We start from the raw sequence: 14441 nt of genomic DNA, 5'->3' as shown, positions 1-14441 counted from the left end.
AATAAATGAAAAAACTAAACCTAATTCAATATACACTCGGCGTATTGTTGCTTTTGGGAACTGCTAAAAACAGTAATGCCCAAATTCAAAATGCGGATGTTTTGAATGCTCCAATCGATGTGAGCGAGTATTTTTACGACTATCAAAACACTTTTTATTTTGCTGATAAATTAGCGAGTTTCGACCCAAAAACAGGAAAAGGAACAGTTGCTTACCAACGTTACCAATACCAAAGCAAGCAGGCTTTTAACAATATGCTGATGAAACCAGATACGGTTCCTGCCAATGAGTTCCCAGCAACAGAATACGAGGCGACACCAAATTTACCGTTCGAAATTCAGTTTATTTCTGATAGAACAATCCGAATTAAAATGACCTCAGGACCGCAATTTAGTCCTCAAAAAGAGTCGCTAATGTTGGTTAACGGTCAAGCGCCTCAGAATCCAGATCAATGGAATTATTCTAAAATTAAAGACGGACACAAATACACCAGTGCGCATGGAACTGTAGAAATTCATACCAATCCGTGGCATGTAAAAGTATTTGATGAAAACGGGAAATTGCTAACAAGTACCTTACACACAACCGATGTTACCAATACCTACACGCCTGTGTTACCATTTTCGTATGTTCGAAGAAACAGCGATTATTCAAGAAGTTTTTCTGCAGCGTTTACATTGCAACCAGACGAAAAAATATTTGGTTGTGGTGAGTCGTTTACGCAGTTTAACAAACGCGGACAAAAAGTGGTTTTATACACCGACGATGCCAATGGTGTACAAAACGAAACTATGTATAAGCCAATTCCATTTTACATGAGTAGTAGAGGGTACGGAGTGTTTATGCATCATTCAACACCAATTACGGTCGATTTTGGAAAGTATTTTAGTGGCGCAAATGAAATGATGATTGGCGATGACGAAGCCGATATTTTTATCTTTTTAGGAGAGCCAAAAGATATTTTAGATGAATACACCAATCTTACAGGAAAGTCGGAAATGCCACCACTTTGGTCTTTTGGTTTTTGGATGAGTAGAATTACTTATTTTTCTGAAAAAGAAGGAAGAGAAGTTGCTAAGGAGTTGCGTAAAAATAAAATCCCTAGTGATGTTATCCATTTTGATACAGGTTGGTTTGATGTAGATTGGCGCAACAACTATGAGTTTGCTTCTGATAGATTTGACAATCCGAAGAAAATGCTTTCAGATTTAAAAGACGAAGGGTTTGAAGTTTGTCTGTGGCAATTACCATATTTCACTCCAAAAAACACCTTGTTTAACGAGATTGTAGATAATGGATTGGCAGTGAAAGACCGCAAAGGAAATCTTCCGTATGAAGATGCAGTGCTCGATTTTTCAAATCCAGAAACAGTTGCTTGGTACCAAAACAAATTAAAAAACTTATTCGATTTGGGCGTAAGTGTTTTTAAAGTAGATTTTGGTGAAGCAGCGCCTGCAAACGGAATTTATCATTCAGGAAGGACAGGTTTTTATGAGCATAATTTATACCCACTTCGTTATAACAAAGCAGTTGCCGAAATCACTAAAAAGGAGAAAGGCTATACACTTATTTGGGCGCGAAGTACTTGGGCAGGAAGTCAGCGTTACCCATTGCATTGGGGTGGAGATGCTGCAACAACCAATACAGCAATGTCGGCTACCTTACGTGGTGGACTTTCGTTAGGACTTAGTGGTTTTAGTTTTTGGAGTCACGATGTAGGAGGGTTTGTAACCAAATCTCCAGAAGATTTATACCGCAGATGGACACCTTTCGGAATGCTTTCCTCGCATGTTAGAAGTCACGGAGAGCCACCAACAGAGCCTTGGTTGTACAATAAAGACTTTTTGGAAGCCTTTAGAAAAGCCGATAATATGCGTTATGAATTAATGCCATATATCTACGCGCAAGCAAAAGAGAGTTCGGAAAAAGGATTACCAATGATGCGTGCTCTTTTTGTTGAATTTCCAGAAGATGCAGGATCTTGGTTAGTCGATAACGAATACCTTTTTGGTTCGAGTATGTTGGTAGCGCCACTTTTTGAAAACGGTACTTCGAGAGATGTGTATTTACCAAAAGGAACTTGGGTAGATTACCAAACAGGAAAAACTTACGAAGGTGGATGGCACCATATAGAAGCGGGAGATATTCCAATTATTGCATTGGTGAAAAACGGAACAGTGATTCCTCATATCAAACTAGCGCAATCTACCAAAGAAATGGATTGGAGCAACATTACTTTAAAAGTATATGCTTCTGCTGAAACTACTACTGCTAGCGGGCTTGTGTATCTTCCGGAGGGAGAGAAAATAGAAACTGTAGAAGTGGTGAAAGAAGGAACAAACTATAATCTGAAAGGAAATCCGTTACAAGGAAAAACATCTTTCAGCATAAAATAATAATACTAACAGCGACAGTAAATACCCTTTTGAAATGATTTTGAGAGGGTGTTTGTTAAGCTTTGCAATACTAAAACAAACATAATGAAACCTAAACATTTAATCGCATCGGCAGTAGCTTTAATAAGCTTTGCTTGCCAGAAAGAGCAGCCAACTCAGTATGATGTATCATCTCCAGAGGGAGTGAATAAAATATCTTTTTCTTTGGAAAACGGTACACCAACATACAGTGTTTCTCACGGAACAAAAACAGTTTTAAATCCATCAAAATTAGGATTTGTATTTAAAGATGGAGACTCGTTACACACCAATTTTGAAGTAGCTGGAATTAAAGAACGTAAGTTTGATGAAACCTGGGAACAAGTTTGGGGAGAGAAAAAAGAAATTAGAAATAATTATAATGAGTTAGTTGTTGAGCTTCAAGAAACAGCAGCTGCAAAACGAAAATTAAATGTAGAGTTTAGAGCTTTTGATGACGGGATTGCCTTCCGTTATGTATTTCCAGAGCAAGGAATTCAGGATAGTATTTTTATCATGGACGAGCTTACAACGTTTAATTTAAAAGACGATGGAAAAGCTTGGTGGATTCCTGCATACGGGGAGCAGCGTTATGAGTATTTGTTTAACAACGACCCGGTAAGTACGTTGGATACGGTGCATACGCCTTTAACGATAGAAAGCAAAAACGGATTGTCGCTTAGTTTTCACGAAGCTAATTTGGTAGATTTTGCCAGTGCAACTTTAGCACGTACTGAAGGAACTACTTTAAAAACCGATTTAGTGCCGTGGGCAGATGGTGTAAAAGTACGTACTACAAAATCATTTACAACACCGTGGAGAACGATTCAAATTGGAGAAAAGCCAACCGATTTAATCACTTCGTATTTAATTTTAAACTTAAACGAGCCAAATAAAATTGCAGACACAAGTTGGATTAAACCTTTTAAATATTTAGGGGTTTGGTGGGCTATGCACATCGGAAAATATACTTTCTGGGAAGGAGAAAAGCAAGGAGCAACCACTCAACATGCTAAGGAATATATCGATTTTGCTGAAAAAGTAGATATCGACCATCTTTTAATTGAAGGATGGAATAAAGGATGGACACCAGATTGGTACAAAAATGCAATGCACCAATTTAGTTTTACAAAAGAAGCTGATAATTTTGATTTAGAAGCTGTTACCGATTATGCAAAAGAGCACAATGTTAGAATTATAGGATATCATGAAACTGGTTCAAACATCAATAACTATTTACAACAAATCGACAGTGCATTTGCATTGTACAATAAAGTAGGTATTCACGATGTGAAAATCGGTCATGTAGGTTCGTTGTTAAAAATGAAAGAATGGCACCACGGTCAGTTTGGAGTGAATTATTTTAGATATGTTTTAGAGAAAGCAGCAGAATACCACTTAACTGTATTGTACCATGAGCCAATTAAAGATACTGGAGAACGTAGAACTTTTCCAAACATGATGGCGAGAGAAGGTGCACGTGGACAAGAATACAACGCATGGAGCGATGGAAACCCGCCAAGTTACACAGCCACTTTGCCATATACAAGGTTACTTTCTGGACCGATGGATTTTACTGCTGGAATTTTAGATGTAGAAGTAAAACAAGGATACCCAGGAAGGCGTGTACACAGTACTGCAGCAAAACAATTAGCCTTATTGGTTACTATATTTTCACCAATTCAAATGTTGGCAGATTTACCAGAAAATTACGAAGGGCAACCTGCATTTAAGTTTTTACATGAAGTGCCTACAAATTGGGAAGATACTAAAGTGCTTAACGGAGAAATAGGAGAATATATCACAACTGTTCGTAAAGATATCGATAGCGACGATTGGTATTTAGGAAGTTTGACAAATGAAAAAGCTAGAGATTTCGAAATTTCTTTATCATTTTTAGATGAAGGAGCTACTTACGAAGCAGAGATTTATGCGGATGCTGAAGGAACCGATGAAACTCACAATCCAGTAGCAATTGCAATTTCTACAAAAGAAGTAAAAGCTTCAGATAAGCTAAACTTAAAACTTGGTGCCTCTGGAGGTGCAGCTATTAGGTTTAAAAAATTATAAAGCATGAAGAAGTATTGTTTTTACTTTTTAATACTATTAACAATACCATTAGTAGCACAGCAAAAAGGTTATCAATACCCTTTTCAAAATCCTAATTTGGATACCGAAAAGCGTATTGATAATTTGCTGTCGCTAATGTCATTGGATGAAAAAATTCAGGCGTTAAGCACCAACCCTTCGGTGCTACGTTTAGACGTTAAAGGCACCGGGCATGTGGAAGGTCTTCACGGGCTCGCATTGGGCGGACCTGCACAGTGGGGAGGTAAGGGAAAAGAGCCTTTGCTTACTACAACTTTTCCTCAGGCTTATGGTCTTGGAGAAACTTGGGACACCGAATTGCTTCAGAAAGTTGCCGCTGTAGAGGCCCTAGAAACACGTTATGCTTTTCAGCATTACAACCGTGGTGGTTTGGTAGTACGCGCACCAAATGCCGATTTGGCAAGAGACCCAAGATGGGGACGTACCGAAGAAAGTTTCGGAGAAGATGCTTTTTTTAACGGGATGATGACTGTTGCCTTTGTAAAAGGTTTACAAGGCAATAACAAAAACTATTGGCAAACGGCTTCGCTTATGAAGCACTTTCTAGCCAATAGCAATGAAGATGGTCGTACTTATACTTCGTCTGATTTTGATGAGCGTTTATGGCGTGAATATTACTCAGTTCCTTTTAGAATGGGAATTATTGAAGGAGGTTCGCGTGCTTATATGGCTGCATATAACAAGGTAAATGGTATCCCAGCAATGGTTCACCCCATGCTGAAAGACATTACAGTTAAAGAATGGGGGCAAAACGGAATTATTTGTACCGATGGTGGCGCTTTTAAATTGTTACTTTCAGACCATAAATATTACGAGGACAAATTTTTAGGCGCTGCAGCTACGATAAAAGCGGGGATTAATCAGTTTTTAGATGAATTTACCGAAGCTGTATATGGAGCAATTTCTAATGGATATCTTTCTGAAAATGATATTGATGAAGTATTAAGAGGTAATTACCGCGTGATGATAAAGTTGGGAATGCTTGATGCTTCAGCCAATAATCCGTATGCTAAAATCGGACTTGATACAGACACTGAAGATCCATGGTTGACAGAAAGTCATAAGCAACTAGCCTTGGAAGCGACTCGAAAATCAATTGTGCTTTTAAAGAATGATCCAGCCAAGCAATTACTTCCTCTTAACAAAAATAACATTAAGAAAGTTGCCGTTATTGGGCAGTATGCAGACGATGTGTATTTAGACTGGTACAGCGGAACTCCGCCATACAAGGTGAGTCCGTTACAAGGAATAAAAGCAAAAGCAGGAGAAAATATTGAGGTAACCTACGCCAAAAATAACGCTGACGGGAAGGCTGTAAAAATAGCTTCGGAAGCCGATGTAGTAATCGTTGTTGTAGGAAATCATCCCTATTGCGATGCTGGTTGGGCAGATTGCCCAGTGCCTAGCAACGGAAAAGAAGCTGTAGACAGGCAGGCAATAACTTTAGAACAAGAAGATTTAATTAAAGTTGTACACCAAAGCAACCCGAATACCGTGGTTGTGTTGCAGAGTAGTTTTCCGTATGCAATCAATTGGACACAAACGAACGTTCCAGCGATAGTACATATTACACATAATAGTCAGGAAACAGGAAATGGTTTAGCAGATGTGTTGTTTGGCGATTACAATCCGGCAGGAAGACTAACACAAACTTGGGTGAAGGATATAACCGATCTTCCAGATTTAATGGATTATAATATCCGAAACGGAAGAACATATATGTATTTTCAAGGAACGCCTTTATATGCTTTCGGACACGGATTAAGTTATACTTCTTTTTCTTATGATAAGATTGACATCAGCAGTGAAACTTTTGCTAAAGATGAAGAAATAGCCGTAAAAGTAACGGTTAGCAATACAGGAGATAGAGATGGGGAAGAAGTGATTCAGCTTTATGTAAAACATCTCAACTCCAAAATTGAGCGTCCAATTCAAGAATTAAAAGCTTTTAAAAGAGTTGAAATAAGTAAGGGAGAAACTAAAACAGTCTCGCTAACACTAAGAGCAAAAGACCTTGAGTATTGGAATACCGAAAAGCAGCGTTTTGAACTCGAGCCAGAACAAATAGAAATTTTGGTTGGTGGCGCTTCGGATGCTACGGTACTTAAAAAACAGATTTCGATAAAAGAATAATATACGTATTTATGAATAATAAAATTTTATGCCTTTCGGCTGCATTGATACTTTCTTTAGTGTCATGTAAAGAAGATAAAACTGCAGATGTTGCTGTTTCTACGGAAACAATCGAGGCTTATGCAGGTACTCCAATGACGGATGAATATGATGCGAAAATCGATTCGATTGTTGGGCAGATGACATTGGAAGAAAAAGTAGGATTGTTACACGGATACACGATGTTTACAAATGAAGGAGTGGAACGCCTTGGTGTACCAGAACTTCATATGGCAGACGGACCTTTAGGAATTCGTGAGGAACTTCAGCGTATGAGTTGGGCACCACTTGGGTTGGATAACGATTTTGCAACCTATTATCCTGCTGGTGCCGGACTTTCAGCAGCTTGGAGTCCAGAGCTTGCACATACTTTTGGTAGAAGTATTGGAGAAGAAGCTCGTGCTCGTGATAAAGATGTTTTACTTGCTCCTGCTTTCAATATTATTAGAACTCCGCTTGGAGGTCGTACCTATGAGTACATGACCGAAGATCCTTTTCTTAACAAAACACTTATTGTTCCTTATGTAGTAGGGGTTCAAGAAAATGACGTAGCGGCTTGTATAAAACATTACGCAGCCAATAATCAAGAAACAAATCGTGGTACAGTAGATGTACTTATGGACGACCGTACGCTACGCGAAATTTACCTTCCAGCTTTTCACGATGCTGTTGTAAAAGCCAACGCATACAGTGTAATGGGAGCTTACAATAAATTCCGAGGAGATTATTTATGCGAAAATCCTTATATGCTTCAAGATGTTTTAAGAGATGAATGGGGTTTTAAAGGTGTTGTGATTTCAGATTGGGACGCTGTTCACACTACTAAAAAAGCACTTGAGGCAGGAACAGATTTAGAAATGGGAACCAATGCGCCTTCGTTTGACGAATTCTGGTTTGCCAATCCTTTAATTGAAGCTGTAAAGGAAGGGACTGTTTCTGAAGCTGAAGTTGAAAAACATGCAAAGAGAATTTTAAAACTGATGTTTAATGTAAAGGCAATGGGGAATACCAACAGCCGAGCTGAAGGAAGCATAGCTACTGAAGCACATTATCAAGATGCATATAAAATTGCTGCGGAATCGGTAGTACTTTTAAAAAATACTGAAAGTTTATTGCCAATTAATACTGAAGAAGTTAAAAGTATTGCTGTAATCGGAGCCAATGCAAAGGCAAAACATGCGCAAGGAGGTTTTGGAGCTGGAGTAAAAACAAAGCGTGAAGTAACTCCTTTTGAAGCATTGACTGCCAAATTACCACAGTCGGTTACAGTAAATTATGCCGAAGGTTATAAAACTTTATTTAAGCCTAAAAGAGAAATGAAGTTTGGAGATGTAACGCAAGAGGCTAAAGAAACAGTAACAGATTTGGACCCTGAAATGGTTGCAGAAGCAGTAGCAGCTGCGAAAAACTCAGATGTGGCTGTGCTGTTTGTAGGAGCAAACCGCGATTATGAAACAGAAGCAAGCGACCGACTTGACCTTAGTTTACCATTCGGACAAGAAAAACTTATTGCCGCTGTAAAAGCTGCCAATCCTAAAACAATTGTAGTTTTTATTGCAGGGGCACCGTATAATATCAATGAAATAGAAAGAGAAAACGCTACCATTGTTTGGAGTTGGTACAACGGGTCTGAAGGTGGAAATGCACTTGTTGATGTGTTGTTGGGAACTGTAAATCCTTCAGGAAAATTACCTTGGACAATGCCTAAGCAATTAGCAGATTCGCCTGCGCACGCTACCAACAGTTTCCCTGGTGGGGAATCGGTTACTTATAACGAAGGGATTTTAATTGGGTATCGTTGGTTTGATACCAAAAACATTGCACCGCTTTATCCTTTTGGTTATGGGTTGTCGTATACTTCTTTTGAATTGAAAAATGCTAAAGCAGATAAAAATTCATATAAAGAAAATGAAATTATTACTGTTTCTGTAGATGTTTCAAATACAGGAAAAGTTGACGGAAAAGAAGTCGTTCAGTTGTATGTTTCTAAAACAGATTCAGCTATTGAACGTGCTGCTAAAGAATTAAAAGGTTTTGATAAAGTGTTGGTTTCAGCAGGAAATACCGAAAAAGTTAATATTCAAGTGCCAGTAAAAGAACTTGCTTATTACGATGAAACTAGTAAAGGTTGGGTAGTTGAAAAAGGAAACTACACTTTCAAATTAGGAAATTCTAGTAGAAATATCACTCAAGAAGTAACTATAACTATTGAATAATTTTATAATGATAAAACGCAATCTATTATTCATAGCAGCATTTGTAATACTTACAGCCTGTTCAGAAAAAAAGGCAACACCCAAAGCTGAAGCTAAAGTGTATGAAGCCAATTGGGATTCGCTTGCTAAATACGATGAAACTGCTGAATGGTTTAAAAATGCTAAATTCGGAATTTACGCGCATTGGGGAGTGCTTTCTGTGCCTTCGTATGCCAACGATTGGTATCCTAGAAATATGCACATTGTAGGTACCAACGAATACAAACATCATGTTGAAACTTATGGAGAACCAAAGGAATTTGGTTATCATGATTTTGTACCGATGTTTACTGCTGAAAAATTTGACGCGCAACAATGGGCTTCTCTTTTTAAAAAGGCAGGAGCGAAGTTTGGAGGGATTGTAGCCGAGCATCACGATGGATGGTCAAACTGGAAAAGTAGCATCAATCCGTGGAATTCGTTCGATAAAGGACCTCATAAAGATATTGTTGGCGAACTCGAAAAGGCTATTAAAGCTGAAGATATGAAGTTTGTAACATCTTTTCATAAGGCTAGAAATCTTCAAATTTTTCAGAAAGATTCTACAAAATGGTTAGATGATACTTCGTATTTTCCGTACAATCCAGATATGCCAACTTCATCTGAAGATCCAGAGTTGAGTATAATGTATGGAAATATTACTCCTGAAAAATTCTATCAAAATTGGATGGGAGAGCTTAAAGAAGTTATTGATAATTACAGCCCAGATTTAATTTATTTTGATAGTAAACTCACCAAAATTCCTGAGCAATACAAACAAGAATTTACTGCGTATTATTTTAATAATTCAGTAAAGGAAAACAAACAAGTTGTAATAACTCATAAAGAGGGAGAACTACCCAAATCTGTAAGTGTAGAAGATTTTGAAAAAGGAAGAATGAACAAAAAAACTTCGGAGTTTTGGCTTACCGACGAAACTGTTTCTGTAGGAAGTTGGAGTTTTACAAATACTTTAGGGTTAAAATCGGCTAACGAGATTATAGATTTATTGGCAGATATTGTGAGTAAAAACGGAGCTTTAATGCTAAATGTTTCGCCAAAACCAGATGGTGAAATTCCTTTGGATCAACAAGAAATTTTATTGCAAATAGGAGATTGGTTAAAGATTAACGGAGAAGCCATTTATAGTAGTCGAACTTGGGATGTTTTTGGTGAAGGGCCAACAAAGCAAGAAAAATCAGGGATGTTTTTAGATAAGCTTTCGTATACCGAAAAAGACATTCGTTACACTCGAAATGGAAATACAGTCTACGCAATTGTTTTAGGATGGCCAGGTGAAAATACTTGGGTTGATTTAACAGCTTTTAATTCGCCTAAATATCAAAATTTACAAATCGAAAAGTTATCGATTTTAGGTTCCGATTCAGAAATTGAATTTAAGAAAGATACAGAAGGACTACACGTTAAAACACCATCTAAACTTGTAGATGATAAAGCTTTTGTTATCAAGATTGAAATGAAGTAGAAATCTACTTCTCTTAAAACTTTAAAGTTTAAAAAAATGACCTATTTAAAAAAGTATTTAAAATCAAGGAAGAAGTAGGGGTGAGAGATTAAAAGCTGTTTGAGCGAAGCGAGTTCTTTTAATCTGTGAAAGATGGTTCCGTAGATTTTTTTTACTTTTTTAATCAGTCTTGACTTTTTTGTTTCGTTTTTGTGTCAAGACAAAAATGAAATGAAGACAAAAAAAGCTGCCTAATTATATTTAAAAAGTGTCATTCTAAATTTAATTCGGTTTCTCAATAAATTCTTTGTTTAATGAGAAACTGAGTCAAGCTCAGTTTGACGAATATTAAATATTCAGGCAGCTTTCTTATATTATAAACTCAACTTACTTGCGGCAGCCTTATCTACCATCCAAGTTACATTTCCGTTTTCAGCATTAATAAGTTGCGACGGGTATTGGTTGCTATTGCGTTCACCTTCGATAACTTCATATAAAGCATTCGATTTTTTGTCTCCAAATACAATAAAAACAATTTGTTTGGCTTTGTTAATAAGTGGAGCAGTAAGCGTAATACGGTACATATCTTGTGGCGCTAAAAAATAAGCAGCCACCTTTTTTTCGGTTTCTTTCAAGATGATTTCTTGATTTGGAAATAAAGATGCCGTATGCCCATCGTCTCCCATTCCTAAAATAATTAAGTCGAATCGATCTCCCAACTCTAAATGATTTTCTAAAATAGCTTCATATTCTTTTGCGTAAGCTTCAGGAGAAACATCTTTTTTCCACATCGGGAAGATATTTTCCTTCGGAATAGGAATATGGTTTAAAAAATCTTTCATCGCAGCACCTGCGTTACTCTTTTCGTCATCTAGAGGAACCCAACGCTCATCACCCCAAAAAACAAACACTTTGTTCCAATCAACTTTACTTTTATACGCATCAGAAGCTAGTAAACGATGTAATCCCGCAGGAGAAGAACCTCCCGTAAGGGCTACTGTAAACGAATCTTTCTGCTGAATAGCTTCGGTAGCTTTTTCGACAAAAAGGTCGGCTAATTGCGTGTTTAAATTATCTGTATTTTCAAAAACTTGAATCATTTATTTTTTGTCTTTTGTATGTTTGTTAACAGCCCACACATGTCCTTGTCTTGCAATAAGGGCTTCCGCAGTTTCTGGTCCCCAACTTCCTGCTGGATAATCTGGAAAGTCTAGAGAATCTCTATTTTCCCACGCTTCTTGAATGGTTGAAATAACATCCCAAGCCTCTTCAATTTGGTCGGATCTCATAAATAAAGTGGTATCTCCAACCATCGCATCGAGCAATAAAGTTTCGTAAGCTTCTGGAGTTTGTTTCGATCCCGTATCGTAATCGAAAATCATTTCCGAAGGATTCAAATTCATTTCTAAACCAGTTCTTTTGGTCATGAAACGAAGTCTAATATCCATTTGCGGTTGGATATTAATTGTCAATCTATTTGGTTTGATACTATCCACTTGCGTTGCTGGAAACGAAGCGTGCGGAACAGGTTTAAATTGAATAGTGATGGAAGAAGTTTTTTCTTGCATACGTTTTCCCGTTCTTAAATAAAACGGAACGTTTTGCCATCTCCAATTATCGAGATAAAACTTAATAGCCGTAAAAGTTTCGGTATTCGAGTTTTTATCGACACCATTTTCTTCTCTATATCCAGGTACTTTTTCGCCTTTTATCCATCCTGCGCCATATTGTCCTCGAACTGCGTAATGATGTACTTCATCTGGTTTTATTCTTCGGATAGCTTTTAAAGCATCGTACTTTCTATTTCGAATTTCTTCAGCATCAAATGAAGCAGGTGGCTCCATTGCTACCATACAAAGTATTTGTAGCAAGTGGTTCTGAATCATATCTCTAAGCGCACCAGCACCTTCGTAATAACCTCCGCGGTCTTCAACTCCAACTTCTTCAGCAACAGTGATTTGTACAGAGTCGATGTAGTTTCTATTCCAAAGTGGCTCAAACAACGTATTTGCAAAACGAAAAGCCAAAATATTCTGAACAGTTTCTTTCCCTAAATAGTGATCGATTCTAAAAATCTGTTCTTCATCAAAAGTTTGCGTAAGCATTTTATTGAGCTCAACTGCCGATGCTTTATCGTATCCAAAAGGTTTTTCAACAATAATTCTATCTTTAGTTTTATCGCTTGCCAAGCCAGAACTACTTATGTTTTTTGTTGAAGTTTCGATAAATCGAGGCGAAACCGATAGGTAGAACAATCTGTTGGAGCGAACATCCCAAGCATCGTCTTTCTCATCAATTTTTTTGAGAAGCTCTTTATAAGAAGCTTCGTCGTTAATGTTTGAAGGAAAATAATGTAACGATTCTTTAAACTTATTCCATTGCTCTTCATTCGGAACACCACTTCTAGAAAATTCTGCTAAACCTTCGTAAAGATTTTCACGGTATTGGTCGTCGTTCAATTCGGTTCTTCCAAGCCCGTAAATTGCAAAATTTTCAGGCATCCAGTTTTCGATAAATAAATTGTAAAATGCAGGAATAAGTTTTCGCTTTGCGAGATCTCCTGTTCCTCCAAAAATTACAATAATTGTTGGGGTTGCCTTTTTATTTGTTTTCATCAGTTCTTTTTTATTTTTTCAAAAAGGTTACCATTCGGTATGAAAAATACCTTCTTTATCGATACGTTCGTATTTATGAGCTCCAAAATAATCTCTTTGTGCTTGAATTAAATTTGTAGGAAGCGTTTCACTTCTGTAAGCGTCAAAATAAGCAAGCGTAGCGCTAAATACAGCCATCGGAATTCCTTTGTCTATACCTGTTTTTACAACTTCTCTAACCGCTTTTTGTTGCGTATTTAACGTAGATGCAATATTGCTGTCTAACAATAAATTAGGAAGTGCTGTGTTTGCTTTGTATGCTTTTCTGAAATCTTCTAAAACTTTCGCACGGATGATGCATCCGCCACGCCAAATTTTAGCAACCTCTTCAAGGTTTAATCCGTAGTCAAACTCAGCAGAAGCAATGGTAAGTTGTGCCATTCCTTGCGCATAAATTGTTACCATGGTAAAGTAAAAAGCATCTTTAAATGTAGCAACAATACTTGCCTTGTCGGTATTGCTAGCATCACTCCAAGGATATAGTTTTGAAGCTGTTACACGCTCTTCTTTGTATTTAGAAATGTCGCGCATAGTTACTGCCAAGTCGATTGACGGAACTGGCGCTTGGATATCCATTGCATTTTGTGAAGTCCATTTTCCTGTTCCTTTAGACTTTGCAGTATCCGAAATTAAACTTACCAAACGTTTTCCGGTAAGGTCGTCTTCTTTTTTAAGAATATCCGCAGTAATTTCGATGAGGTAGGAGTGTAGTTCCGATTGGTTCCACGACTCAAAAACTTCTTGTAATTCGTTATCGTTAAATTGGAAACCTCTTTTTAAAACATCGTAGGTTTCAGCAATAAGTTGCATAATGGCATATTCAATTCCGTTATGCACCATTTTTACGTAGTTTCCTGTAGAACCACTTCCAAGATACGTTACACAAGGTTCGCCATCAACTTTTGCAGCTACAGCTTCAAAAATAGGACGTAATCTTTCGTATGCATTTTCATTTCCGCCTGGCATCATACTCGGTCCGAAACGCGCTCCTTTCTCTCCACCAGAAATTCCCATTCCGAAGTAATTTATACCTTTTGCGTTGAGAGTTTCTACACGGCGATTAGTATCTTCAAAAAACGAGTTTCCACCATCTACAACAATATCGCCTTCTTCTAGATGAGGTAATAGCGAGTTGATAACGCTGTCAACAGGTTTTCCTGCTGGAACCAATAGCATGATAGCTCTTGGTTTTTTTATCAGTTGAACAAATTCTTTTGTATCTGTAGTTCCTTTAATTGTATGTTTTTCGTTGGCTTCATTTTCTAAGGAAGCAGCTTTTTCAGCATCAAGGTCTAATCCAGCAACCGAGAAACCGTGATCTGCCATATTGAGCAGCAAGTTTCTTCCCATGACACCAAGACCAACCATACCAAAATCAAAATTCTCCATAACC

8 protein-coding genes are annotated in these 14441 nt (G+C 37.5%); 5 read left to right on the top strand and 3 right to left on the bottom strand.

All coding sequences use genetic code 11. The features are described 5' to 3' along the window. Positions 1 to 5: 5 nt before the first annotated feature. The 5 genes from JMA43_RS06500 (at position 6) to JMA43_RS06480 (ending at position 10415) form a co-directional block, all read left to right on the top strand. Positions 6 to 2396 (top strand): glycoside hydrolase family 31 protein, encoded by a 2391-nt coding sequence (locus JMA43_RS06500; RefSeq protein WP_342155650.1) that lies wholly within the window; start codon positions 6 to 8, stop codon positions 2394 to 2396. 84 nt (positions 2397 to 2480) lie between these two features. Further along, a complete protein-coding gene (locus tag JMA43_RS06495) occupies positions 2481 to 4484 on the top strand; it encodes a glycoside hydrolase family 97 protein (protein ID WP_342155648.1) in 2004 nt (667 codons plus the stop codon). 3 nt (positions 4485 to 4487) lie between these two features. Continuing rightward, positions 4488 to 6656 carry a glycoside hydrolase family 3 C-terminal domain-containing protein gene (locus JMA43_RS06490; protein WP_342155646.1) on the top strand — a complete coding sequence of 723 codons (2169 nt, stop codon included), beginning with the start codon at positions 4488 to 4490 and terminating at the stop codon, positions 6654 to 6656. A gap of 11 nt (positions 6657 to 6667) precedes the next feature. Continuing rightward, positions 6668 to 8911 carry a glycoside hydrolase family 3 C-terminal domain-containing protein gene (locus JMA43_RS06485; protein WP_342155645.1) on the top strand — a complete coding sequence of 748 codons (2244 nt, stop codon included), beginning with the start codon at positions 6668 to 6670 and terminating at the stop codon, positions 8909 to 8911. Between the two features lie 7 nt (positions 8912 to 8918). After that, a complete protein-coding gene (locus JMA43_RS06480) occupies positions 8919 to 10415 on the top strand; it encodes an alpha-L-fucosidase (RefSeq protein WP_342155644.1) in 1497 nt (498 codons plus the stop codon). 353 nt (positions 10416 to 10768) lie between these two features. Here the strand turns inward: JMA43_RS06480 and pgl are convergent, their stop codons facing one another. Genes pgl through gndA form a run of 3 tightly spaced genes read right to left on the bottom strand, consistent with a single transcriptional unit; the run spans position 10769 to position 14437 of the window. Further along, complete coding sequence (gene pgl, locus JMA43_RS06475; protein WP_342155642.1) at positions 10769 to 11494, bottom strand: 6-phosphogluconolactonase; 726 nt, start codon at positions 11492 to 11494, stop codon at positions 10769 to 10771. Beyond that, positions 11495 to 13009, bottom strand: a complete 1515-nt coding sequence (gene zwf, locus JMA43_RS06470) for a glucose-6-phosphate dehydrogenase (protein WP_342155641.1) — start codon at positions 13007 to 13009, stop codon at positions 11495 to 11497. It lies immediately after the preceding gene. A gap of 27 nt (positions 13010 to 13036) precedes the next feature. Beyond that, positions 13037 to 14437: an NADP-dependent phosphogluconate dehydrogenase gene (gene gndA, locus JMA43_RS06465; protein WP_342155640.1), complete on the bottom strand. Its 1401-nt coding sequence runs from the start codon at positions 14435 to 14437 to the stop codon at positions 13037 to 13039. Positions 14438 to 14441 lie beyond the last annotated feature (4 nt).

It is taken from the genome of Joostella sp. CR20 (assembly GCF_038433465.1).
GTDB lineage: Bacteria > Bacteroidota > Bacteroidia > Flavobacteriales > Flavobacteriaceae > Galbibacter.
This window is presented reverse-complemented; position numbering and strand designations above follow the sequence as displayed.